Annotated in this window: 25 protein-coding genes and 2 pseudogenes; 10 read left to right on the top strand and 17 right to left on the bottom strand. The window is 55.0% G+C overall.

Annotated features, from left to right (window positions below):
• Positions 1-117 precede the first annotated feature (117 nt).
• The 13 genes from H7848_RS17655 to H7848_RS17595 all read right to left on the bottom strand — a co-directional run bounded on the left by H7848_RS17655 (position 118) and on the right by H7848_RS17595 (position 11,812).
• Positions 118-528, bottom strand: a complete 411-nt coding sequence (locus tag H7848_RS17655) for a hypothetical protein (RefSeq protein WP_208354112.1) — start codon at positions 526-528, stop codon at positions 118-120.
• 115 nt (positions 529-643) lie between these two features.
• On the bottom strand, positions 644-1,684 hold the full coding sequence (locus tag H7848_RS20230; protein ID WP_208354111.1) for a calcium-binding protein: 1,041 nt from the start codon (positions 1,682-1,684) through the stop codon (positions 644-646).
• Positions 1,672-1,905, bottom strand: a complete 234-nt coding sequence (locus tag H7848_RS17645) for a Tn3 family transposase (protein WP_208354109.1) — start codon at positions 1,903-1,905, stop codon at positions 1,672-1,674. The genes H7848_RS20230 and H7848_RS17645 overlap by 13 nt, the downstream gene beginning before the upstream one ends.
• Before the next feature lie 3 nt (positions 1,906-1,908).
• Positions 1,909-2,235: a hypothetical protein gene (locus H7848_RS17640; RefSeq protein WP_208354107.1), complete on the bottom strand. Its 327-nt coding sequence runs from the start codon at positions 2,233-2,235 to the stop codon at positions 1,909-1,911.
• Positions 2,236-2,279: 44 nt separating this feature from the next.
• Positions 2,280-3,038 carry a DUF4158 domain-containing protein gene (locus H7848_RS17635; RefSeq protein ID WP_208354105.1) on the bottom strand — a complete coding sequence of 253 codons (759 nt, stop codon included), beginning with the start codon at positions 3,036-3,038 and terminating at the stop codon, positions 2,280-2,282.
• Between the two features lie 260 nt (positions 3,039-3,298).
• Positions 3,299-3,769, bottom strand: coding sequence for a TrgA family protein (locus tag H7848_RS17630; protein ID WP_208354103.1), 471 nt, complete (start codon positions 3,767-3,769; stop codon positions 3,299-3,301).
• Positions 3,770-3,794: 25 nt separating this feature from the next.
• On the bottom strand, positions 3,795-5,006 hold the full coding sequence (locus tag H7848_RS17625; RefSeq protein ID WP_208354101.1) for an SAM-dependent methyltransferase: 1,212 nt from the start codon (positions 5,004-5,006) through the stop codon (positions 3,795-3,797).
• An 86-nt stretch (positions 5,007-5,092) separates the two neighbouring features.
• Complete coding sequence (locus H7848_RS17620) at positions 5,093-6,514, bottom strand: cryptochrome/photolyase family protein (protein WP_208354099.1); 1,422 nt, start codon at positions 6,512-6,514, stop codon at positions 5,093-5,095.
• 36 nt (positions 6,515-6,550) lie between these two features.
• Positions 6,551-7,774, bottom strand: a complete 1,224-nt coding sequence (locus tag H7848_RS17615) for an aminotransferase class V-fold PLP-dependent enzyme (RefSeq protein ID WP_208354098.1) — start codon at positions 7,772-7,774, stop codon at positions 6,551-6,553.
• Between the two features lie 21 nt (positions 7,775-7,795).
• Entirely contained in the window at positions 7,796-8,785 is a 990-nt protein-coding gene (locus H7848_RS17610; protein ID WP_208354097.1) for an MDR family oxidoreductase, read from the bottom strand.
• Positions 8,786-8,908: 123 nt separating this feature from the next.
• Entirely contained in the window at positions 8,909-9,343 is a 435-nt protein-coding gene (locus H7848_RS17605) for a DUF1499 domain-containing protein (RefSeq protein ID WP_208354095.1), read from the bottom strand.
• A gap of 85 nt (positions 9,344-9,428) precedes the next feature.
• The gene (speB, locus tag H7848_RS17600) at positions 9,429-10,394 is read right to left on the bottom strand and encodes an agmatinase (RefSeq protein ID WP_208354094.1); all 966 of its coding nucleotides are present in this window, start codon (positions 10,392-10,394) and stop codon (positions 9,429-9,431) included.
• Positions 10,395-10,645: 251 nt separating this feature from the next.
• Positions 10,646-11,812 (bottom strand): M20 aminoacylase family protein, encoded by a 1,167-nt coding sequence (locus H7848_RS17595; protein WP_208354093.1) that lies wholly within the window; start codon positions 11,810-11,812, stop codon positions 10,646-10,648.
• Between the two features lie 63 nt (positions 11,813-11,875).
• On the opposite strand from H7848_RS17595, the gene mazG reads away from it, so the two are divergent.
• Entirely contained in the window at positions 11,876-12,700 is an 825-nt protein-coding gene (mazG, locus tag H7848_RS17590) for a nucleoside triphosphate pyrophosphohydrolase (RefSeq protein ID WP_208354092.1), read from the top strand.
• Here mazG and H7848_RS17585 read toward each other — a convergent pair whose 3' ends face one another.
• Both H7848_RS17585 and H7848_RS17580 read right to left on the bottom strand, forming a co-directional pair.
• Positions 12,701-13,159 carry a hypothetical protein gene (locus H7848_RS17585; RefSeq protein ID WP_208354091.1) on the bottom strand — a complete coding sequence of 153 codons (459 nt, stop codon included), beginning with the start codon at positions 13,157-13,159 and terminating at the stop codon, positions 12,701-12,703.
• Positions 13,126-13,599, bottom strand: a complete 474-nt coding sequence (locus H7848_RS17580; RefSeq protein ID WP_208354090.1) for a T6SS effector amidase Tae4 family protein — start codon at positions 13,597-13,599, stop codon at positions 13,126-13,128. The genes H7848_RS17585 and H7848_RS17580 overlap by 34 nt, the downstream gene beginning before the upstream one ends.
• Before the next feature lie 166 nt (positions 13,600-13,765).
• On the opposite strand from H7848_RS17580, the gene H7848_RS17575 reads away from it, so the two are divergent.
• Together H7848_RS17575 and H7848_RS17570 are read left to right on the top strand one after the other, a co-directional pair.
• Positions 13,766-14,704: a nucleoside hydrolase gene (locus tag H7848_RS17575; protein WP_208354088.1), complete on the top strand. Its 939-nt coding sequence runs from the start codon at positions 13,766-13,768 to the stop codon at positions 14,702-14,704.
• A 42-nt stretch (positions 14,705-14,746) separates the two neighbouring features.
• Positions 14,747-16,150, top strand: a complete 1,404-nt coding sequence (locus H7848_RS17570) for a protein adenylyltransferase SelO (RefSeq protein WP_208354086.1) — start codon at positions 14,747-14,749, stop codon at positions 16,148-16,150.
• Positions 16,151-16,313: 163 nt separating this feature from the next.
• On the opposite strand, the gene H7848_RS17565 is transcribed toward H7848_RS17570, so the two are convergent.
• Positions 16,314-16,853, bottom strand: a complete 540-nt coding sequence (locus tag H7848_RS17565) for a CBS domain-containing protein (protein WP_208354084.1) — start codon at positions 16,851-16,853, stop codon at positions 16,314-16,316.
• 160 nt (positions 16,854-17,013) lie between these two features.
• Between H7848_RS17565 and H7848_RS17560 the strand changes: the two genes are divergently transcribed.
• The 6 genes from H7848_RS17560 (at position 17,014) to eno (ending at position 22,605) form a co-directional block, all read left to right on the top strand.
• Positions 17,014-18,261, top strand: coding sequence for a cation:proton antiporter (locus H7848_RS17560; protein WP_208354082.1), 1,248 nt, complete (start codon positions 17,014-17,016; stop codon positions 18,259-18,261).
• On the top strand, positions 18,258-19,223 hold the full coding sequence (locus H7848_RS17555; RefSeq protein ID WP_208354080.1) for a hypothetical protein: 966 nt from the start codon (positions 18,258-18,260) through the stop codon (positions 19,221-19,223). The genes H7848_RS17560 and H7848_RS17555 overlap by 4 nt, the downstream gene beginning before the upstream one ends.
• Before the next feature lie 66 nt (positions 19,224-19,289).
• The gene (locus tag H7848_RS17550) at positions 19,290-19,904 is read left to right on the top strand and encodes a DUF533 domain-containing protein (protein WP_208354078.1); all 615 of its coding nucleotides are present in this window, start codon (positions 19,290-19,292) and stop codon (positions 19,902-19,904) included.
• A 71-nt stretch (positions 19,905-19,975) separates the two neighbouring features.
• Complete coding sequence (locus H7848_RS17545; protein WP_208354077.1) at positions 19,976-20,398, top strand: Fur family transcriptional regulator; 423 nt, start codon at positions 19,976-19,978, stop codon at positions 20,396-20,398.
• Positions 20,399-20,401: 3 nt separating this feature from the next.
• Positions 20,402-21,289, top strand: a complete 888-nt coding sequence (locus H7848_RS17540; protein ID WP_336512147.1) for a DMT family transporter — start codon at positions 20,402-20,404, stop codon at positions 21,287-21,289.
• Positions 21,290-21,327: 38 nt separating this feature from the next.
• Complete coding sequence (eno, locus tag H7848_RS17535; RefSeq protein WP_208354076.1) at positions 21,328-22,605, top strand: phosphopyruvate hydratase; 1,278 nt, start codon at positions 21,328-21,330, stop codon at positions 22,603-22,605.
• Positions 22,606-23,105: 500 nt separating this feature from the next.
• Here eno and tnpC read toward each other — a convergent pair.
• Positions 23,106-23,748, bottom strand: a pseudogene (gene tnpC / locus H7848_RS17530) (IS66 family transposase); the annotation flags it as partial.
• A 54-nt stretch (positions 23,749-23,802) separates the two neighbouring features.
• On the opposite strand from tnpC, the pseudogene H7848_RS17525 reads away from it, so the two are divergent.
• Positions 23,803-24,872, top strand: a pseudogene (locus H7848_RS17525) (IS3 family transposase).
• Positions 24,873-24,994 lie beyond the last annotated feature (122 nt).

Genomic DNA, 24,994 nt, shown 5'->3' with positions numbered 1-24,994 from the left:
TCTCCCGAAGGTCCATCGAAAGTGCCTTACCCACTGCTCGCCCTCCATCTTGTGGTCGGCGACAGTGAATCAGCAAAATAAGCCTATGTGAATCCCCCTTGATTCAGGTCGATTTCATCACGCTCTAGACCCCTGGATCAGGTCATTACCATTCGTGGCAATCAAGTTTTCGAATTGATTGATTTCAGTGCGTTGGCCAGCGATTTCGAGAAAGCCTTCGCCCGAACCGCTCTGGGGATCGACCTCGAAATTAAATATAGCATCGGGCGTCACTGGAGGCTGTGGTGGTTGTGCAAATGGCGTTGCCGCGAGGCCATCGTTTTGCAGTTGCTGCTGTGGTGTTGGCTCTTGTGGTATGATGATGTCAATCACATCCAAAAGATCAATTCCGTCGAGGCCTTCGATGACCGCTAAACCAAGGGCTGCAGGTATTTGCGACAAACTGACAAAGTCAGTACCGTTGGTCATATCGATTTCTTCGACATTCGTAATTACAACTCCGCCACCCCCTTGAAATGCATCCAGCAAGGTCAAAACTTCCTGACCGCCAAAGGGCTGATTTCCAAGAAAACTGCCAAAGATATCATAGTTGATTGACACACGATCAACATCGTCTTCAGGGTTCAGATCGCCTTCGCCACCATCAAAGACAAATACACCAGGCCCTGCAACGCCCAGTGTATCTCTCCCTCTGCCGCCCTGAAAATTGATTTGAGGTCCGCCTGCGACAGAGAAATCTGTCGTTGAATCGTGTGCCAATTACAACTTCAACTTCGCGTACTTCATCAATGTTGCCTGGAGTTATATCATTTCCACCTAATCCGTCATTGATTGTACCGACACCATTTAGAAAAGTCGCATCAATACCTTCTCTCCCCTCTGTGCGTAATGGATCGCGTTCGACTTCAAGAGAGTAATTCAGTGTGTCAATATCATCGCCACCGTTAATAGTGTCTGAACCCTCACCGCCAACGAGCAGATCATTTCCGGCTCCTCCGGAAAGGTCATCACCTCCAGCACCACCATAAAGTTGGTCGCTTCCATCTCCTCCACGGATTTCATCACGCCCACCACCTCCGAAAAGAGTATCATTGCCCCTGACTCCATCTAGTGTATCTGCTCCGCCTTCAATCTGATGGAAAATTACATTTCTGAGATCAGAAATTGGCGTATCGCCAGAAATGACATCATTGCCACTCCCTGCAATGCCTTCCCTTTCATTCGATCCAAAAATTCTCTGACCATCGTTTGTACCTTGCGCTAAGACTAAAAGTGCATTCCGATCATCAAGTGCAAAAGCATCCCCAAGAAGGAACTGGACTGTATTTGCAGCGTCAGGCAAGGCACCATCGATACCGATCTGTCTCAATGGTGCACTGTATAGCGCGAGGTTCCCTGTGGAATCTATTGCACGAAATGTTACCACTGCATCTCGCTCTGCAAGGGTAACGTTAGCAATATCGACCTCAGCAAAAACATTATTATTGGTGGCAGCACCCCCCAACCCATTTAGAGCTGGCAGGTCATTGAATTCAGTTAAGGGCAGTTGAGAGATGTTGGCGAGCCTGGGTACAACCCCACTATCATAGACGTCGACAAACCGTGTAACTTCAGTTTGACCAAAATCTTCTCGTGTCCTGTATTCAATTACACCACCAGCTTGCGGTGTCCCTAAGTCAGACAATAGCGCCGTCGTATGTGCAACAGCTCGTCATAACTGGTACCGGGCACGCCAGCTGCAACACGCTTCAAGCCCGCGTTTGTACCCAATCCATATAAACAGAGGAGTAAACGCTGATCCCGAATGTCGGCTGGCAACGCCTCTCTCGTCGCGGAGGTCTCAAAGGCATCCAGAAAGCCCGTGTCCAGCGCAGTTTCCTTCAATGCATCCAACAATCCAGTCATGGGCTATCGGCGATTAACCTCGGATTTGAGACCGATCAATCCTTTGGGTTCGGGCGCAGGTTTGAAAGGTGTGATGCTAATCCGGTTGTCACCCGACCAGCGCAGCCGAACCTTGTCGTTGTTGGGCAAGGTGGCATTCAACTGAAGCAGTTCTTGTTCATGCTGCGCGCGAATGGACTGGGTGAACGCTTTCGCATCCTGTGTAAGGCTCAACGCGCTGTAGTACACATCCCGTTTCTCGGGAAAATCCTCCGGTAAATCATTATCCGGGTTGCGATGACGATCGGCCCCTTCGATCCAGATTTCCTTTGCCCGAATCCGCTCTCGCAACTGGGTTAGGATACAGAGTGTCTTAGCCCCCTAAAACTGTGCCACTATTTTGTTGTCACAGGAGGTATGCTGGATGGCTCGGAAGCTGTCTCCCCTTCCACCCGACGTGACAGCAGTTTGATCCAGGAGGGATCAATCGCTCTGATCACATCAAACGGCAGGTTGAGGTCCCCAATGAAGGCAAGCCGGTCTGCAGCATTCAGAACATTGTCCAATGTCGCGGCCCCAACATCGTCCTTCAGGCGTTGAAAACCGTGATCGCCACGTGGATCAGCCAAGCTGGCTTCCAAAGATGTCACGGTCTTTGAAGGCAGCGATCCGGTGATTTTCTTGAGAAGGTTATCAACAAAAGCGCTCCTGGCGGTTCGAATAGACCGGATCAGAACACCTTCCGCTGGCGGGAGAAGACTTTGATCGCGGAACCAACCAAAGCACTGATCAAGCATATCCACCATGGAGTCGCCACTTGGGCAGATCGCAGATCGCAGCCATTCTTGAAGTTCAGCACGATGACGTCCTCGGGGTCTGGAAAGGTCCAGATGTCTGGCAACCTCCAGTCTGTACCGGCGTGCAGTGCGGTCAGAAAACAGCCGGCTCGGCCGAGCCGGCTGCATATCAAGCTGTGACGCTACATATTCGATTGCTCTATCATCTACATCAGTCCAGTCTTCAATGAACCTCCCCGAGCTGCGCACACTGCAAATTTGAAGGCCCGCCTCCAGACAAACTGACTGAGGCATTGAAGACAGAAATTCCATATCCTGAAAAGACAAGCTCCAGTCCCGTATCGCAATACCGCCCATTTGCTCACCTCTAAAAATACCAACTAAAACCAAATGGCTACGGCATTTCAAAGTCAGCGCAAGGCCAGTTGTTCACAAATGTTCTGAAATTTGGCCACTTTTGCACGCTCGGGCCAGTTGGGCCAAGAACCGGATAGTCACCGTCCTTGGACCGGCAGGTGGCATAATCCGGCAAATCCACAGACTGCCGCTTTAGATGATCAGACGATCCCAAAACAAAGGAAATCAGATGTTGAAGCGTTCCGTAAAGGAATAGCCCATCAGGCAAAACGCTGGCCAACCCATTCTGTCAGAAGCCCCGCCAAGGCCGCGCCAATCGCAAAGGCGCCTAAAATCTCGTATGTTGCCATGATCCAGAAATTTTGCAGCATGCCCTCAAATACGGCCACAAGGGCCTCCATTCCTGAGTCATACTGTCGACGCAGCGCATTTATCACCATCTGGTAGCCGGAAAAGGTCAAAAGCGACAAAAACAGGAAAACAGCGATTGCGGTCAGGCCATAGCTGATCGCCGCGATATAGCCAGCAGGTGCGCGGGACCCCGCAACCAACCATCCGCTGAGCGCGGCCAAGGCTATGTTGATCTCTATGAAATGTCCTGCCGGCAGATCGGTAGGCATTGCATCGATAACCATGTTCGACAGAATGACGGATAGACACCCAAAAGCTATGGCCGCTGTCAGGCGCGCGGCTGTTGGCGTATGCCATTTTCCCCGCAAAGTTTGCGACATGACCTGTTCTCCCTACCCTTACACCTTACGCTTGCGGACGCATCACTGTAATTTGTGTTACATCGCAATTTCCGCTTTGAAAAGCCGCAGCGCAAGCTGTCAGGTAAAAGTTCCACATCCGCCGAAAGCGTTCATCGAACCCAAGGACCGAGACCTGATCCCATTTCGCATTGAAAGTATCATGCCAGCGCCGCAGGGTTTGGTCATAGCTATCACCAAATTCAATGGAACGGGCGATCTTCAGACCTGCCTGGTCAATTTCAGCCTTCAGGGCTGTCGGGCTGGGCAGCATACCACCGGGAAAGATGTATTTCTGGACAAAATCCACACCCTTGCGATAGACATCCCAACGGCGATCATGCACCGTAATGATTTGTAATGTCGCGTTTTTTCCAGGCTTTAGCCGTTCGCGCAGCGTTTCAAAATAGACCGGCCAATAGCGTTGGCCCACGGCTTCGAACATCTCGATCGAGGCGATGCCGTCATAGACACCTTTTTCATCACGATAATCCTGCAATTTGATCTGTACCCGATCCTGCAGACCGGCTTTACGAATGCGCTCCTGGGCATAGTCATGCTGTTCCTTGCTGATGGTCAGCCCTGTGACTTTCAGGCCACGCTCGGCTGCGGCATATTCGGCAAAACCGCCCCAACCGCAACCGATTTCCAGAATATGGTCGCCAGGCTGCGCGCCCATTTCGTCGACCATGGATTCATATTTGCGGATCTGGGCCTTTTCCATGCTTTCCTGCCCCGTTTCAAAAAGGGCCGACGAATAGGTCATCGTATCGTCCAGCCAAAGACCATAGAAATCATTCCCAAGATCATAATGATGCGAGATGTTTTTCTTCGCCTGACGCTTTGAGTTTGAATGCAGCCAGAACCGAAAACGTTCAAAGGTTCGAACCAGTTTCAGGCCAGTAAATCCGTCATAGATCGGTTCATTATCTGCATGGACCATATCCATGAAAGACTGCAGATCCGGCGTTGACCACCATTCGTCCAGATAAGCTTCGCAAAAGCCCAGATCCCCTTCACGGATCAGACGGGCAAAGATATCGGGGTTATGCACCTGTAAAACAGCCACCGGACCGGGCGCTGGCCCCTCGGCGCGGAAAACCCGACCATCCGGCAGAACCATATCCATGCGGCCATTGCCGATTTTCTTTGCCATTGCGAACACGGCCGTAAAATATCGCGGCAGATTTTTCTGCCCCTCTGTACTGGTCAAGATCATGCCTGTTTTCCCCATCTTTAACTGTATAGTCTGCCCACCAAGGTATTGAGCGTCAACGCTTTTACTGATTTGCAGCGCTGTTGGATTTAAAATGACCGATTTTCGTAGGCGTCCAATGCGGCCTTACGTCCCGCATCCGCCGTCACGATCGGATCCGGGTAAGGATCACCCGCCGACATGTTCCATTGTTCGGGAATGGCCTTGAAATACTGCAATGCTTCTTTGGGCGGATTGCTTTGGCCTTCGGCGATCCAGGTCGTCACATAGTCGCGATTTTTGTCGAATTTATCCAGCTGAGTGACCGGGTTGAACACCCGAAAATAGGGCGTGGCATCGGGGCCCGACCCCGCCGACCACTGCCAGCCCATCGCGTTGCTGGCGGGGTCCCAGTCGATCAGGCAATCCTCAAACCACTTCAGCCCGATCTTCCAGTGACACATCAGGTGTTTGGTCAGGTAACTGGCCACAATCATTCGCCCGCGGTTGTGCATATGGCCGGTCACATACATCTCACGCATCGCGGCGTCGACGAATTTGATGCCGGTGCGCCCCTGTTTCCAGGCCTTGACCTCGGCCTTGCGTTCATCTTCGTTCCAGGGAAAGGCATCCCAGTCCTCGCGCCAGTTTTCGCTGACGATCCGCGGTGTGTGATGGACCAGATGATAGGCAAACTCACGCCACACCAGTTCTTTCAGAAAGGTCTCGGCACCTTTCTTACCCTCTTGCAGCGCACGCTGACCCGCATGCCAACACGCACGCGGGCTAATCTCGCCATAGGTCAGGTTTTCAGACAGTTTTGAGGTCCCGGGCCGCCAGGGCAAATCGCGGTTTTCCTGATAATCATCGATCCAGTTGGCCATAAAACTGCCCAAACGGCTTTGCGCCGCGCTTTCGCCAACGACCACATAATCCGCGACGATATCCGCGCCGCGCTCCATGGCGGCACCCATATTCCAGTCTTCAAGGCTGTCGCTGTCGGGCCAACTGTCCGGTGCTGCGATATCGCCTGGCGTTGCCAACGGTTCGGCCACATCGCGGTCACGTACCGACTTCCACATTGGTGTGTAGACTTTATAGAAGTCGCTGGTTTTGGGCGACACGTCGTCCGGTTCAAACAGCAAATGGCCGCGAAAGCGTTTTATCTCAATGTCATGCTGGCTTAGCGTCTCATGGACCGCTTTGTCGCGTTTGACAGCATCGGGGTCATAGGCACGCGTAAAATAAACTGCCCCTGCCCCGGTTTCATCAACCAGATCCTGCAAAACCTCAGCCGCTTTGCCCCGGCGCAGTATTAATCGACTGCCCTTGTCTTTCAGCGTTTCGGCAAATTCTGCGACGGCCAGACCCAACCGCCATTTCGGGGCAGCACCATGGGTTTCAACGACCTCATCATGGATGAAAACAGGAATAACAGGACAATCCTGAGACAATGCTTTGGTTAATGCGGGATGATCTGACAGCCGCAGATCGCGGCGAAACCATAGAAGGATTGGTTTTTTCGTGCTCATCAAAGACCTTGTTCTTCGGGTAAACCCCGAAATTGTTTACAAAACCTGATCTAGTGCTTTGATGACGCGGTCAACCTCTGAGGTTAGATTGTAATGCACAAAGCTTAACCGCAAGACGCCGCGCGCCGGATTCAGCCCCATGGCACGCAACGGACGCACTGCATAAAAATCGGATGCACCCGCCATGATCCCGTGATGGGCCAATCTGTCAGCAATGCGGGTCGGGTCCTGAACCGCCAAGGCAAAGGTCGGCGCGCGACGGGTGGCCTTGGTTGGACCCAGCACTCTGACATCGGGACGCGCCTGAAGATAGTCCAGCAGTGGCCCCATCAGATCAATTTCGTAGGATCGGAAAAGATCATGCACACAGGCCGCCCGCCCGGCCCCGTCACGACCCGCCTTGAAATGATGGTCATAGACCGCGTCGATGTAGTCCACCATCCCCGCGCAGGCCGCAACCTGAGCATGATCCGGCCCCGCAGGCACCAGACGTTTCGATGGATTGTTGGCGTTGAAGAAATGTGATTGATTGGCCAGAAGCGTCGACAAAGCGGATTTGACCACCATCACACCCTGATGCGGGCCATAGGTTTTATATGTTGAAAACAGATAGATATCCGCCCCGATGCGACCAATATTCGGCAAGCCATGTGGCGCATAGCTGACCCCGTCGACACAGACAAAGGCACCTGCGGAATGGGCCAGCCTGGTGATTTCATTTACCGGGTTGATTTCACCGATCACGTTGGAACAATGTGGAAAACACACCAGTTTGACCGTATCATCCAGCAGGTTTTTCAAGTCCTCAACCGATAGATGCCCCGTTTCAGGATCAATCTGCCATTCGCGCACCTGAACGCCATATTCCGCCAGACGTCGCCAAGCGCCGCTGTTGGCTTCGTGATCCTGATTTGTCACGATGATTGTTTGACCGGGGGTTAGCCATTCAGCAAAGGCCTGGGCCAGAACGTAAACATTCTGTGTGGTTGAGGGGCCAAAGACCACATCGCCCGTTTGCACATTTAACAATCGGGCCAGGCGTTCGCGGGCCTCGTCCATTTCGTCACCGGCCAACATTGAGGCCGCATAGGATCCATAGGGCTGGACCTTGCGCTGTTTGTAAAATCGCGTCAGCCGCCAGATGACATGCCGACAGGTGTATGAACCGCCTGCGTTTTCGGCAAAGACCTGATTGCGCAACGATGGCTCGGCAAAGGCAGGAAAATGCGCGCGAATAAAATCAGTGTCTAGCTGGGTCATCTGGCTGGCGACGATATACTGTTATGCGTTGACGTCGATCACCATGCGGCCCTTGATCTGACCACCCAGGATATCTGCGCCAAGCTTTGGCAGGTCGGCCAAACTGCCAGTCTGGATCATGGATTCAAGTTTGTCCATCGGCAGATCAGTTGCAAGACGTTGCCAGGTTTTCACCCTGTTTTCAGGGGGTTGCAGAACGCTGTCAATGCCAAGCAGGTTAACGCCCCGCAGCAGAAACGGGATCACTGTTGCCGGCAGCTGTGGCCCACCCGCCAGACCGACCGACGCGACCGAACAGCCATATTTCATCTGTGTCAGTACGCGTGCCAGCATGGTGCCGCCAACGGCATCAACACACCCCGCCCAAGTTTCAGAATCCAGGGGCCGTTGTGGTGGGTCTGCCAGATCCGAGCGTGGCACAATCTGTGTGGCGCCCAGGCTTTTCAGATAATCCGCCGTCTCGGGGCGTCCTGTGACGGCTGCGACTTCATACCCCAGTTTACCCAATATCGCCGTGGCAACCGACCCGACACCACCGGCAGCGCCTGTCACCAGAACGGGGCCGCGATCCGGTGTAAGCCCATGATTTTCCAACGCAATAATGGCAAGCATTGCTGTGAAACCAGCCGTTCCAATCGCCATCGCCTGCTTTGTTGTCAGACCATCCGGCAAAGGTGTCAGCCAATCCGCCTTGACGCTGGCTTTCTGAGCATAGCCGCCCCAATGGGCTTCACCCACACGCCAGCCGGTTAAAACCACTTTCATTCCAACGGGATAGCGATCATCGTTGCTGTCAAGAACAGTACCGGCAAAATCGATACCCGGCACATGGGGGTAATGACGGACCAATCCACCACCGGGCCCGATGCAAAGGCCGTCTTTGTAATTTACTGTGGAATATTCTACACTTACCGTGACATCACCTTCTGGCAACCGATCATCGGACAGTTCCTGCACCGTCGCATGTGTTTTGCCGCCTTCGTCCTTTTCAACGACCAAAGCCTTGAACATCTCGCCCCTCCCCAAAATGTGTAAATTGTACGTTTTGTCGTCCGATCGGACCTGTTTCGTACAACTTCTACGCTGGTTTGTACAAATTTTCGGCTATATGTAAAAGGTCTGTTTCGTCGCGCCCTAGCTGAGCGTGAATTGATCCATCCAACCACTGATACGGCTTTGGTTGACACCAAGATCCGACCGCCCAAAGCGCAGCCGCCCGTTCACGATCAGTATGGTGCCTTCGGCTACCGTACGCGCCTCAACCGTGGTGTAATCGGGGAAGCCGAAAACCAGCGAACGGGTGACATAGGTTGTCATGCCTTCGTCCGGACTGCCCGCCAGCCGGGTCGTACGGTCGGTGGCCATTATGATGCGATCAATCTCGGCCAGAACGGCATCGGGGGGCGTATCAAGAAACTGTACAACAGTGTAGCCTCCATCCCGCGCGTATTGACCCGGCACAGTCGGATAAGACGAGACATGCCAATCGTTCGCATTGCTTGGCGCCAGCCTAATATAAGCCAGACCGGCAACGATCAGAATGACAATGAATACTGCGATAAATTTCATGACCCGTCCCCGTGTTGTTTGCATTATTTCAGATAAGCTGATTTTCGACGAATGTCAGAGGCTGGGATTATATATATCGCAATTATCATTGGTTTGCTTTGTTCCACAACATCAAACACATAATCTCGGTCGCTGCATGAGCGCCTGCAACGGCGGTGGCGCCGGTGGGGTCGAAGGGGGGCGAAACCTCGACCACGTCGCCGCCCACCACGTTCAGGCCCGCCAGATCGCGCAGGATGATCGCCGCCTGACCGCTGGACAGCCCGCCCCAGATCGGCGTGCCTGTTCCGGGCGCGAAAGCTGGGTCGAGGCAGTCGATATCAAAGGTCAGATAGGTTTGCGTGTCGCCGATGATATCCTTGATTTTCTGCGCAGTGGCGACGGGGCCGTTCAGATGGACCTCGCGCGCGTCGATGATGTTGACGCCAAGGGCGTCGGCGTTCGTCGTGCGGATGCCGACCTGTACGGACCGCGCGGGGTCGATCAGCCCCTCTTTCACGGCCTTGTAGAACATCGTGCCGTGATCGATCCTGTCCATATCATCGTCGGGCCAGGTGTCGGAATGGGCATCGAACTGCAGCAGGGACAGCGGGCCATGGCGTTCTGCATAGGCGCGCAGGATCGGGAATGAGATATAGTGATCGCCCCCCAGCACCAGTGACGCGGCCCCCGCCTGCAGGATCGTGCGGATGTGGTCGGTCAGGGCGGCGGGAAAATCGCTGACACGCGCATAATCAAAGGCCAGATCGCCGTAGTCGATGATGCTGAAATCGCTCAGCGGATCGAACCCCCAACCGTAGGGTGGATCATAAGGTTGCAGCGCGCTGGCCTCACGGATCGCGCGGGGGCCCAGGCGGGTGCCGGGGCGATTGGTCACCGCTTGATCGAACGGCACGCCGGTGACCGCAATATCGGCGCCGGTCAGGTCCTTGGTATAGGTCCGCCGCAGGAATGAGGTAACGCCGCCAAAGGTATTTTCATAGGCCAGGCCCTTGGTGCCCTTGCGGTTGATGGCGGTGTCGACCTGGGTTTTGGCGTCGTTTAGGGGCATGGGGTCACCGGTCTGGTGTTAATTCTATGGAAAACCATCCCACGTAAGCGATTGGTATACAAGATATTTGCAGCGTATCAGAGGGCCGCGGTGCGGCGATCAATTATCCTGGCTACTGTACTTTATGGTTGCCATGTACATCCTAGATGTCAGCTTACGGCTGGTGTTTCCAAATCGCCGTGCCGGGGGGCGGCCCGGCGATGCGCGGCGGGCCGTTGGCCCTTGATTCCGCGCTGATACAAAGCACGCCTTTAGCCGCCGACGGGCTGCGCCCGTTCTACCAGTTTCGCAAAAAACGACGCACCATAGGGGATGATGTCATCGTTAAAATCATAGGCCGGGTGGTGCAGGCCGGGGGTGTCGCCCTGACCCAGGAACAGGAAAGCACCGGGCCGGGCTTGCAGCATATAGGAAAAATCCTCGGCCCCCATTTCGCGACCCACATTATCCAGCACGGCATCGGGACCTGAGATTTCGCGCGCGACCTCGGCGGCGAACATGGCGTTGTCGGCGTGGTTAATCGTGGCGGGGTACTCGCGGTTATACTCCAGCTTCGCCTCGACCGCATAGGCGGCGGCCTGACCCGCAACGATCTGCGCCAGGCGGACCTGCACCATATCCTGCACCTTGGGATCAAAACTGCGCACCGTACCACCGACATAGGCCGTGTCGGGCACGATGTTTTCCGCGCTGCCTGTGTGGATCTGAGTGACCGAGATCACCAGATCGTCCAGCGCGTAATGATTGCGGCTGCTGATGGTCTGGATCGCCTGCACAATCGCCACGGCCGCCACGACCGGATCGCGTGTTTCATGGGGCATCGCGGCGTGCCCGCCCTGCCCCTGAATATGAATGTCAAAGGTATCGACGGCCGCCATGATCGGACCGGGCGTTGTATAAAAGTGCCCGACCGGGACGCCCGGCGCATTGTGAAGACCGTAGACCTGCGCGATGTCGAAACGATCCATAATGCCTTCGTTCACCATGACGCCCGCACCACCGCCGGCTTCCTCGGCTGGTTGAAAAATCAGCGCAACGCGGCCTGCGAAATTCCGCGTCTCGGCCAGGTATTTCGCAGCCCCCAACAACATCACCGTGTGTCCGTCATGCCCACAGGCGTGCATCTTGCCCGGCGTTTCCGAGGCCCAAGGGGCGCCGCTTTCTTCGTGGATCGGCAGCGCATCCATATCGGCGCGCAGACCAATCGTGGGACCATCGCCCTGGCCGTTTATGATGGCAACCAACCCTGTCTGGGCGATGCCGGTTTCGATCTGATCAACGCCGATGTCCCGCAAACGGTCCACGACGAATTGAGAAATCTGATGGCAGTCAAACCCAAGTTCCGGCTGCTGGTGCAACTGGCGACGCCATTCTGTCAGAATGTGTGAATGATCTGAAATGCTATTAAGAACAGGCACGTCTGGACTCCGATATGCATACGTTTAATGGTGCAACCATTCCCGAAAGCAGGAGCAGCCGCAATGCTGAATAAGCCCGATGATAGCATAGTGAACGATCCAAACGGCGGACTTCCGCGCCTGTTGGAAATCATGCGGCGCCTGCGGGACCCGAAAACAGGATGCCCCTGGGATATTGAACAGGATTTCAACAGCATAGCGCCCTATACGATCGAAGAAGCCTATGAGGTCGTCGATGCGATCGAGCGGCAGGATTGGGCCGATCTTGAGGGCGAATTGGGCGATTTGCTGCTGCAGACGGTCTATCACACGCAGATGGGCGAAGAGGCCGGGTTGTTCAGTTTTGACAGCGTGGCCAACGCGATTTCCGACAAGATGGTCGCGCGGCATCCCCATGTGTTTGGGGGCGAAAACCGCGATAAATCTGCCGAACAGCAGACCGCGGATTGGGAAAAGATCAAAGCGGCAGAACGGGCCGGCAAGGCACAGGGCGGTGTTCTGGATGGCGTCGCAGTCGGGCTGCCCGCCTTGCTGCGGGCCGTGAAGCTGCAGAAACGGGCGGCACGGGTCGGGTTCGACTGGCCGTCAACCGATCAAGTGCTGGACAAGATCATAGAAGAGGCGCAGGAACTGACCGAGGCGCGCGATACTCTGACCCAAACCGAGATCGAGGAAGAGTTCGGCGATCTGCTATTCGTCATCGCCAATCTGGCGCGGCATCTAAAGATCGACCCGGAAGACGCCCTGCGCAAAGCCAACACCAAATTCACCCGCCGCTTCAACGCGGTCGAGGCGGAACTGGCACGGCAAGGCAAACACCCGGATCAGGCGACATTGGAAGAAATGGACGCGATCTGGGATCGGGTGAAAATGGATGAAAAAGCCTGACTACTGCCCGTTAATCAGCCCAAAGTAGAATTTTTCATCTGGCGCAAGAAAGGTGCAAAAGCCCATTGGTTCAACCAGAAAATCAGTAAATTCGACCGTTTCGTCGAACAATATGATCCCACGCCCAACATGGGAACACTGATCCGAGACACTGACCGACTCTGTCAATTCATAGTCTTTTGCATTGGCTTCAGGTCCGGTGATCAAGATGACATCGCCAACATCCATATACGCTTCAACCGTGACTGGCGCGTCTTGCCCGCGACGTGCGAAAGAACATGGTGCCGGCAGTTCGGTATCGTATTTTTCGCCATAGGCCGTCAGAACGCAATGGGGCCCCTCGGCCTCTAAGGTGATGGGTGCGTTTCCGACCTGAACCGTATCCAGCACATCCCCTTCCAAAACAACTGGAAACCCCATGCAGATCAGGATGTAGCCGAAACGTATTCCCAAAACCATACTTGTTCTCCAACGTTCAGATAAGCCGACGTACCGCCCTTTAGCTCACCTGTGACTGATCCGCCTTTCCATATATCTATATGATCCGTTGATCCCCATCCATTCATTATAAAGACCATGCCATTCTTGTTCTTGAACTTGGCAAAGTTTGCCTTGATGCTGCCCGTCATAATCCGGAAAGATGAGGCTTTTAGCCCATGGCCCGTGGGCTTACGATAGAAATGATTGGCCAGTTCTTGCGCAGATCTAATGTGTCCAGGCGCGTGATCCTTATATTTTCTGCGATTGTAACCCAAGCAGGTTTTCAGACCAGTCAAAGTAACGCCAGCCGTGCGTAAGGCTATACCCATACGCATCGCACATTGATTTGGGAAGTCCTGTTCGTCACAAACCAAAGCGCGACCAGGATGATTGTTCCAAAGAACGGTGAACTGAGACATCGTCAATTTCCCTTAGCAAATCGTTTTCGAAATATTGAAGAACAATCACATGGTTTTTGATCGATAGCAACAATTACAGCAACAATTCTCGGGATTAGAAAGACGTTATATTGCAGTTCAGGTCTTGGAATGGCAACACAATCCAAATAGTTGGATACCGCACACAATGACTGCACGCAAAATCATCATCGACACCGACCCCGGCCAGGACGATGCTGTCGCGATCCTTCTGGCGTTATCCGCCGATCAGCTTGATGTTCTGGGGATCACGACTGTTGCAGGAAATGTGCCGCTGCGGCTGACGTCAAAAAATGCCCGTGTCGTTTGCGAACTGGCTGGGCGGCCCGACGTTCCGGTCTTTGCAGGTTGCGACGGGCCGATGGAACGCAAATTGGTGACGGCTGAGCATGTCCACGGAAAAACGGGGCTGGATGGGGCGGATTTGCCTGACCCCAAGATGCCGTTGCAAGATCAGCATGGCGTGGATTTCATTATCCAGACCCTGCGCGACCATCCGCCCGGCACCGTCACATTATGCCCGCTTGGTCCCCTGACCAATATCGCCACCGCGATGACCCGCGCGCCCGATATCATCCCGCGCATTCAGGAAATCGTTCTGATGGGCGGCGCTTATTTTGAGGTGGGCAACTATACCCCGGCCGCCGAGTTCAACATTTACGTCGATCCGGAAGCCGCTGATATTGTTTTCAAATCCGGCATTCCGCTGACCGCCATGCCGCTGGATGTCACGCATAAGGCTCTGACTACACCGTCACGGATCAAAGCCTTTCGCGACATCGGCACACCGGTCGGACAGACCGTCGCCGGGTGGATCGATTTCTTCGACCGTTTCGACATGGAAAAATACGGGTCCGAAGGGGCGCCGCTGCATGATCCATGTGTCATCGCCTATCTGCTGCAGCCCGATCTGTTTCAGGGACGACATGTGAATGTTCAGATCGAAACCAGCTCGGACCTGACCCTTGGCATGACCGTCGCCGACTGGTGGCGCGTGACAGACTGCGCGCCCAATGCGATGTTCATGGGCGATGTCGATGCGGATGGGTTTTTTGACCTGCTGACGCGGCAGATCGCAAAGCTCTGACACCCCCTGTCAAACCGTCATCGAACTGACTAGATAGGGGTCATGAGCATTCCTTTCGACAATTCCTACGCCCGTCTGCCCGATCGGTTCTACAGCAAGCTGAACCCGACCCCTGTTCAGGCGCCACAGGTATTTGCACTGAATGAGTCCCTGGCGGCCGAGCTGAGCATCGATCTAAGCGCGATCCGGCCCGCAGATGTCTTTTCCGGCAATGGCTTGCCCGCGAATTCTGAACCCCTCGCCCAGGCATATGCGGGCCACCAGTTCGGCGGCTGGAACCCGCAATTGGGGGACGGCAGGGCGATTTTACTTGGTGAGGTGATCGGTCAAGACGGCATACGGCGCGATATTCAGCTTAAGGGGTCCGGACCGACACCCTATTCCCGCAACGGCGATGGCCGCGCCTGGTTGGGGCCGGTGCTGCGCGAATATGTGGTGTCCGAGGCGATGCATGCCATGGGCATTCCGACCACCCGCGCCCTGGCCGCTGTAACGACAGGTCAGCCAGTGATCCGTGAACGCCCCCTGCCCGGCGCTGTCCTGACCCGCGTCGCGCAAAGCCATATCCGCGTTGGCACCTTTCAGTTCTTCGCCGCACGTCAGGATGTCGATGCCCTGCGCCAGCTGACCGACCATGTCATCGACCGTCACTACCCCACTGCCGAAACACCGCTGGACCTGCTGCACCAGGTGATTGCCCGCCAGGCCGAGCTGATCGCAAAGTGGATGAGCGTCGGCTTTATCCACGGCGTGATGAACACCGACAACTGCCAGGTCGCGGGTGAAACCATCGACTACGGCCCCTGCGCCTTTATGGACGAATATCACCCGATGCGGGTCTTCAGTTCGATCGATCACTACGGCCGATATGCCTATGCCAAACAACCCGACATCGCCGCTTGGAACCTGGCGCAGTTCGCCACGGCACTGCTGCCCCTGATGCCGGATCGCGATGCGGCTATTGAGGAGTTTACCGAGGCCGTGAACGGCTTTGCACCGATCTTCGCGGGTCACTGGCAAAGCCTGTTCCTGCAAAAAATTGGCATCACAAACGCGCAGGACGACGACGTGCAGATGGTGCACGACCTGCTGGATCTGATGATGCAACAGGAAGCGGACTTCACGAATACATTCCGTGGATTGATGACCGATACAGCGTCGCATCAGTTCACCGATGCTGCAGCATTTGAGACCTGGGCCAGACCCTGGCGCGACCGCATCAAATCCGAACCTGATGCGGAACAGGTTATGCGACAGAACAACCCCGCCATCATCCCCCGCAATCACCGGATCGAACAAATGATCCAGGCCGCCGTCAATGGTGACCAAGAGCCTTTCAATCGACTTATGGCGGCCCTGGCTGATCCATTTAATGATAACGACACTGAATTAACCAAGCCGCCGTCATCTGAAGAAGTCGTCCAACAAACATTCTGTGGAACTTAAGGTCTCTAAGGGGGGCTGCCCCCTCGCGCCTCATGGCGCTCACCCCCGGAGTATTTGATCCAAGAAGAAGTCCCACCTCATCCTTCTTCTTGGTAAAAATACTCGCGCCGCAGGCAAAATAGCGCGGCACGCGCGGCCAAATGCGCGCGACCAGCGCGCTCTGCTAGGTCACGCCCCGCAACACAACGATCATCAGCAGGGTATAAAGCATGATACCGCCACCAATCAGGAACAGATGCCAATTCTTGCCAATTGACGCTTTGACCAGCTCTTTCGCCTGCCCCATCAGTTCCGGCCAGGTATATGAGACGAAATCGCCCTGTGTGAAAACTGCCTTGATCCGCCCGTCGTCGTCCACCACGGGCAGACGCCGGAAACGTTCGTTTGACATGATCCGCAGCCAATCGACCAGATCATCATCTTCGCGCGCAACGCGGGGCTCATCCGTCATGATCTGACTTATCGCCGTGGTCTTGGCATCCATCCCGCCGTGAACCAGTTTGCGCATAATATCCCGTTCGGTCATCACACCAATCACCTTGTCATCTGGGTCGACGATAATAACAGAACCATAGTTTTTTTCGCACATCGCCACCACCGCATCAAAGACTGCTGCGTCTGGTGGAAATGTCAGGGGTTTGGGTTTGCTTGCATATTCGGCGCGATCTTTGATGCGCATCGCAGCTGTGGTTGAGGCGGCCATGACTCTTAGGTCTCCTTTTCACTTTCAGAACGTATGACTTAGAGCCGAAATGTCGCAGGCCAAATTCCTATGGCCAAATCGCAACAGCAAAGGTCTATTCGATTGCAGTAATCGCCCCATCCCCCTAGGACTTTGGACGTGTATTGGTTTGGATCGTGATATGAATATTCTGCAGATTGCTTCATTGCTTATTGTCCTGGCAGGCGTGTTTGGCGCCATCAATTACCTCTATCTGAAACTGCCATCAGCGATCGGCATTCTGATTGTGGCCTTGTTCGCATCCTTCGGTGTGATGGTGCTTGACCTGGTCTATCCGGCCCTGGGCATGGCAGATGCCGTGCGTCAGGTCGTTCTGGATATCGAGTTTTCCGATGCCTTGCTGGAAGGCATGTTGGGGCTTTTGCTGTTTGCGGGTGCGCTGCATGTCAAGCTGTCGGATTTGAAAGAACAATGGCTGCTGGTTTTTTTGATGGCAACAATCGGTGTCGGGTTGTCGACGGCCATCGTTGGCGTCGGTTTTTCCTGGATCACGGGCATGCCGTTGATAATTGCTTTCGTCTTCGGCAGTATTGTTTCCCCCACCGACCCTGTCGCCGTTCTGGGTGTCCTGCGCGCCGCCAATCTGAAAAAATCGCTTGAAACCAAGATCGCGGGTGAAAGCCTGTTCAACGATGGTGTCGCCTATGTTGTCTTTCTGGTGCTGGTCAGTCTGGCCTTTACCGGTGCCGATGGGCATGGCGCCAGTTTTTCGGATGCGGCGTTGCTTTTCGTACAAGAGGCACTTGGGGGTGCCGTCCTAGGCATCGTTCTGGGTTGGCTGACCTTTCGGGTCATGCGGCGGATTGATGATTATTCGCTTGAGGTGTTGATCACCCTTGGCCTGGCCTTTGGGGGTTATGAACTGGCGGTGTATCTGCACGTCTCGGCCCCGATTATGGCGGTTTGCGCAGGTCTGCTGATCGGTGATATTGGCACGAAGCATGGCATGAGTGCTGAGACACGTAAATATGTTGATGCCTTCTGGAAACTGATTGACGAAATCCTGAATGCCGTGCTGTTTCTGATGATCGGGTTTGAAGTCTTTGCCATCGCTTTTGAGTGGAATTTCCTGATTTCCGGCGTGCTGGCCATTGGCCTGGCGCTGTTGGGCCGCTTCGCGGCTGTGATTGTTCCCGTTCTTATTCTGCGGCCCTTCCGTGAGTTTTCCAAAGGCGTTGTGCCAATTATGACATGGGGCGGGTTAAAAGGTGGAATTTCGGTTGCACTTGCGCTCAGCTTACCCGAAAGTGCGTGGCAGCCACTCATCCTGACGGCGACCTATGTTGTTGTTCTGTTCTCGATTGTAGTACAGGGTCTGACTGTCGCACCGTTAGCCAAGCGCGTTGGAAAAGAAACCGAGATCGCATGATGCTCCGTCTTATTGCTGTTTTAATCACATTGCTGGCCAGTCCGGCATTTTCAGTTATTCCAGGTCAGCGGGATGCGGCGTTTCAGGACGCCTTGCAAGTCTGGCTGTCAGGCGATGATGCCGCAGCCTTGCGGGCGCTGTCTGATTTGGCAAATGATGACAATCGCGCGGCCCAGATTTTTCTGGGTCAGATTGAACCGTTGATTTTTCTGCATGATCACGTAACAGGCAACCTGACGCGCGAGGAACGCATCGAACTGCTGCGTCAGCCAAGCGGTATTTCCGGACAAAGCTGGCTTGAGGTCGCGCGTGAAGATACACCGCTGGCCGACGCATTCGCCCGTGTTCGGCGCATTGGTGAAAAGGCCGACGGTATTGCGACTTTGCTAGAGTACGGCGAAAATGCAGCGACGCTTTTACCGCTGATATCATTGGCCAATCAGCGTGAGCTTGCTGCACTGGAAGACCTGCGCGAAAATCCCTATGTAACGGGTGTTATTCAAACCTATATCGAACATGTTCTGGGTGACCCACAAACCGTTGGCTTGATGCCCAAAACGCAACGCGGCGTTTCACCTTCGGATGACAGGTTATTTGCGGACGATGCGGTGCTGCTGGAAAGTTCGATCCTGCCCAATCAGACTGGTGTAAACGCCGAGATTGACAGTGTTGTTGATCAGATGGCTGCGCGACCTGAATACGACCCGATCCGCACGCTTTGTGAAAAAAGCTGCGCCGACCGCACGCGCTGCATGGCAGGCATTGTTGCGACGATGCAGGGCGAACCGGCCTGGATCAAACTTGCCAGCCCAGTCGAAACACTGCTGCCTACTGAAACCTATCATGGCAGCCGCCGGATCGTGAATGATCTAAAGCGCCGCATCGTGATGCAGCCGCTTTATAAATCCGGCTGGTTGGAAAACTATGATCAGTGTACCTATACAGCAGTTCAGCTACGCTGATTTGTGAAACAGTGCTGCGTTGCTATATCACTTAGCAGGACTGTTTCATTTTGGCGGAGGACATGGATGGGCCTGACGAAAACTCTATTCAAGGTGGCTTTGGGATATGCAGCCGCCCGTGGCGTTGATCGTTTGTCGCGTGGCGGCGGACTGCAAGGATTGATGCAACAGAGCGGCATGAAAGGCGGTCTGGCGAATATGCTGCGCGGTGCGGGCGACGGTCGTGCCCTGCCCACCGGTTCGACATCTTCACAACGGGATGCGCCCGCGCAAAATGATCTGGACCAGATGTTCGACGATTTCAACGCACCTGAGACCGAAGAAGACGCAGCCGTCGCCAGACTGATGCTGCGCGCGGTTATTCAGGCTGCGAAAGCCGACGGTGTGATTGACGCCGACGAAAAAGCCCGGATCATGGATATGATCGGCGATGACGCCATGCCTGATGATATCAGCTTTGTTAAAGAACAGTTGAACGAACCGCTTGACCCGGCCAGCTTGGCCAAGGACACGCCTGTTGATCTGCGGCGGCAGTTATATGCCATGTCACTGACCACGATCCGCGTCGATACAGCGGCCGAGGTGCATTATCTGGGGGATCTGGCGGACCATCTGATGTTGCCGCAGGATGACATCAATCGCATCCACGATGAAATGGGCGTCGCGCGGCTGCACAGCTAGGATTTGAAAACTTGGGCTGGAAACGCCCGACAGGCTTCGCTAAACCCGTTGCACAGAACGACGAGGGGTCTATGAAGAATTCAATTCTGCAGCGGTGTGAGGCCAAAGGGCTGCGCATGACGGATCAGCGTCGGACCATCGCGCGTGTCCTGCAGGCCGCTGATGATCACCCCGACGTAGAAGAACTTTATGCCCGCGCCACCGCCAAAGACCCCCGCATTTCCATCGCCACAGTCTACCGAACGGTAAAACTGTTCGAGGAAGCCGGTATTCTGGACAAACATGATTTCGGTGACGGTCGCGCACGTTATGAAACAACCGACCGCGAACACCATGATCACCTGATCGATATGAACTCGGGCGAAGTCATTGAATTCGTTGACGAAGATATCGAGGCCCTACAGGAAAAGATTGCCGAAAAGCTGGGATACAAACTGAAGGGCCACAGGCTGGAACTTTATGGTGTGCCCCTGAAAAAAAACAAGGCAGTCTGACGCGTGGGTGACAATCTGCGTGGCGCGGTGCTGATGGTGTTCGCCATGGCCGGATTTGCCATGGAAGATATGTTCATCAAGCTGATGTCGGATCAGTTGCCGATCTTTCAGATCATTCTGGTGCTTGGTTTCGGTGGCGGGTTGTTCTTTGCGCTTTTGACGCTGTTGAAGGGGCAGTCGCTGTGGTCCGCCACCCTGCTGCACCCCGCCGTGATCCTGCGCGGGGTGGGTGAAATCATCGGCACGCTTGGCTTTGTCAGCGCGATTGTCCTGACCCCGGTGTCCAGCGCCTCCGCCATTTTGCAGGCGACGCCGCTGGCTGTCACACTGGGCGCGGCGCTTTTCCTGCAGGAACAGGTGGGCTGGCGGCGTTGGACGGCGATCATCGTAGGCTTCTGCGGCGTCATGTTGGTGCTGCGCCCCTGGGAGGAGGGGTTTGAGCTGGCGTCGCTATTCGCAGTCCAGGGGGTCGTGGGCCTTGCCCTGCGAGATCTGGCAACGCGCCGCGTTCCGGGTAACGTCTCAACCATACAACTGTCGACCTATGGCTTTCTCAGCCTGGTACCCGCAGGTCTGATCATTATGCCGTGGTCCGAAATTCCTGCGCAAATTCCGTCGTTTATGAACAGCATTTACATCAGCGCCGCCCTTATATTTGGCATTTTAGCCTATTACGCCATCGTCGCTGCCATGCGCGTGGGCGAGGTATCATTCGTCACCCCCTTCCGCTATTCCCGCCTGATCTTCGCCGCCATCATCGGTGTTATCGTGTTTGAGGAAACAATCGACACACTGATGCTGATCGGGTCCGCCATCATCGTCGGATCGGGACTGTTTACGGTGTTGCGGGAACGGCGCATGGGGCTTTCATCTTCGCGCAAGGCGCGCTAAGGCTCGGGCAACTGGACGCCACGTAAAGGACCCGTTTCATGAGCACCATCATCGACATTCACGCCCGCGAGATTCTGGATAGCCGGGGGAACCCCACTGTTGAGGTCGATGTGGTTCTGGAAGACGGCACAATGGGTCGGGCGGCAGTGCCATCGGGTGCCTCAACCGGGGCGTATGAGGCCGTTGAAAAGCGTGATGGCGACAAGTCGCGGTACCTTGGTAAAGGTGTTCTGGAAGCCGTGGCCGCCGTAAACGGCGAAATTGCCGAAGATCTGGTGGGCATGGACGCGGTCGAACAGGTGGCGATTGACGAAACCATGATCGAACTGGACGGCACCGATAATAAGGGCCGCCTGGGGGCGAATGCTATTCTGGGCGTTTCACTGGCCGTTGCCAAGGCTGCGGCGGATTTCACCACTCAGCCACTGTTTCGCTATGTCGGCGGCACCTCGGCCCGCGTTCTGCCTGTGCCCATGATGAACATAATCAATGGGGGCGAACACGCCGACAACCCCATCGATATTCAGGAATTCATGATCATGCCCGTCAGTGCGGAGACCATCCGCGATGCCGTGCGCATGGGGTCCGAGGTGTTCCATACCCTGAAGAAAGAGCTATCCGCCGCGGGCCTGTCGACCGGTATCGGGGATGAAGGCGGCTTTGCGCCCAACCTTAGCTCAACCCGCGATGCCCTTGATTTCATCCTAAGATCCGTTGAGAAGGCGGGTTATAATCCGGGCGAAGATATCTATCTGGCGCTCGATTGCGCCGCCACTGAATACTACAAGGACGGTCAGTATGTCATGGCAGGCGAAAACAAGACGCTCAGTTCCGATGAAAACGTCGCCTATCTGGAAGCCTTGGTGAATGACTATCCCATTATCTCAATCGAAGACGGTATGTCCGAGGATGATTGGGATGGATGGAAGGCCCTGACCGACGCGCTTGGGGGTCGGGTTCAATTGGTGGGCGACGATCTGTTCGTGACCAATCCCGCGCGTCTGGCCGAAGGTATTCAAAAGGGCTGCGCGAATTCGATGTTGGTCAAGGTAAATCAAATTGGCAGCCTGACTGAGACGCTGCGGGCGGTGGATATGGCGCATCGCGTGGGGATGACGAATGTGATGTCGCATCGGTCGGGCGAGACTGAAGATGCGACCATTGCCGATCTGGCCGTCGCCACGAATTGCGGGCAGATCAAGACGGGGTCGCTGGCGCGGTCAGACCGGTTGGCCAAGTATAATCAACTGATACGCATTGAAGAGGCCTTGGGGGAAACGGCTGAATACGCAGGGCGGTCGATTTTGAAAACGTAGCGGTCGATTACGGTAGGTGGCAGTATCGTATCATAATAGGAGCGTTGAGCGTAACAGCGCTTCACTGCATAACTTTTCTCGAATGACGCTTGATTTTAGCCCTCTCGTCGATGGCCAATAGGAGTTTCGGATGCCGGATCTTAATCGTATTGTCGCCGTTTTACGCTCGACAATGAAAGCGCAGGACGGAGCGGACATGGCATCAAATTTCAGTGTACCCACAGATGATGCAAACTTCCAGGCGTCATCTTATCTGATAGCTCGCTACACTGCTTCTAACATTAGCCCGCGAAAGCCCGTTTTGCTTCAAAGCAAATTCCAAAACGTGTTTGGGTGTCTGATTGGTCGGGCCAAAGGTCACCTGTAAGACAGCTTCCAAAGGGACCTTACCGGGATGTACGGCGAAATGGCCTTGCCCGTACCCCTCAGCTTCACACCATTGATCGAGGACAGGCGTCCATAGGTGAAAAGCCGCCATTCCTTTGTAAGCGGTGCGCTGGTCACACGGGTTTGACGTAGTTCCAAGGCAGCAGTTCTTTGATGCCCGTCTGCTTGTGGCCGTTGGCAATGGCGGTCAGGACACCTGATAGATAGCCCTGAGGCTCGATCGCGTTGAGCTTGCAGGTCTCGATCAGGGACGCGATGACGGCCCAGTTTTGTGCGCCAGTATCATGTCCAGCGAAGAGCGCGTTTTTGCGGTTGAGGGCAATGGGGCGGATGGTGCGCTCGACGGGATTGTTGTCGAGTTCAATGCGACCGTCGTCGAGGAACAGGATGAGCCCGTCCCAGTATTTGGCGATGTATTTCAGGGCTTCCCCAGTTGGCGACTTTGACGAGACGCGGGTGCGGCTTCGGGCGAGCCAAATCTCGAAGGCGTCGACGATGGGTTTTGAGCGGTCCTGTGGAGCAGTGTGCCGTTGATCGGCGGGCAGGCCGCGCAGATCTTTTTCGAAGCGATAAAGCGCCTGGATTTGGGCCAGACCCTCCTGCGCCATTGGAGCCGCGCTGGATTGGGTGACGTCATGCAGTTTACGCCGTGCGTGCGCCCAACAATAGGGCCAGTGTCACATCCTGCATCGGGCGTTTGAGCAAGCGGGTATAGCCTGCGTAGCCATCCACCTGCAGGATGCAGCTGAAGCCCTGTCTTGCCCCCGTAAAACTGTGCCAAAGTTGGCTTAGTTTTTGGAGGCAGGATTGATGGCACGGAAACGGTATTCGGACGAAGATATTCTGCGTCTTTTGCGCGAGATTGAGCTGGGCCTGGCATCTGGTTCGGATGTTGCGACGGCGTGCAGAACGGCTGGTGTCAGTGACGCGACCTATTACACATGGCGCAAACGGTTTGGTGGTATGGGACGATCCGAGATGGCCAATCTGAAGGCGCTGCAGAAAGAGAACGATCGGCTCAAGAAGATCGTGGCCGAGCTTGAACTGGACAAGCTCATTCTCAAGGAGAGCCTTGATTATCTAAAGCCGAAGGCCTGACGGCAGACCAGCTTCGTCAGGCCGTGGTCCATACCCGACAAAAGCTGGCAACATCCGAACGACGCACCTGTCGCGTGATTGGACTGGCGCGGAGCACGCTGCAATACCGCGCAGCGCCAAAGGATGATGAGGCGTTGCGTCTGGCGATGATCCGATTGGCCAAACAATACGGGCGCTATGGCTACCGCAAGGTCGCCGAACTGCTGCGCATGGAAGGCTGGTCAGTCAATCACAAGAAGATTGAACGACTGTGGAGCGAAGAAGGCCTGCAACTCCCGAGGCGGCACAAGAAGCGGAAGCGGTTGTACCACAAGGACAGTTCGATCATCCGGCTCCGACCGCAACATCCCAATCACATCTGGAGCATTGACTTTGTCCACGACAAGCTGAGCAACGGACGGACCTACAAGATGCTGACGGTGCTGGATGAGTATACCCGCGAGGCGCTCTGCGTAGCGGTCAAACCAAAGATGAACAGCGCAGACGTGCTGGATGCGCTGTACCCATCATTACTACAGCGCGGGAAGCCGGAGTACATTCGTTCCGACAATGGCGCGGAGTTCATCGCGGTGGCTCTGCAAGACTGGCTGAGAAAGGTCGGGATCAAACCGATCCAGATCTACCCGGGATCGCCTTGGGAGAACGGTTACAACGAGCGCTTCAACGGAACACTAAGGCGAGAAGTCCTCAACGCCGAATGGTTCCACACCATCAAGCAGGCGCAGATCGTCATCAATACATGGCTCAGACAGTACAATCGGGTTCGGCCCCATCAGCTGTAAAGCTTCAGACTTGATCTGACGGACACCTCCGCTTGCGACGCTGAGGACGGTTTGAGCACTGTCCGATTGGTTGTGCGTTTTGATCGTCTTCTCGACAGCGATGTGTATCGTTTCTTGGAAGG

Source organism: Pseudaestuariivita rosea (assembly GCF_017592335.1).
Classification (GTDB): Bacteria; Pseudomonadota; Alphaproteobacteria; order Rhodobacterales; family Rhodobacteraceae; genus Parasulfitobacter; species Parasulfitobacter rosea.
The sequence above is the reverse complement of the archived record's forward strand: the minus strand, read 5'-3'. Positions and strand labels throughout refer to the sequence as shown.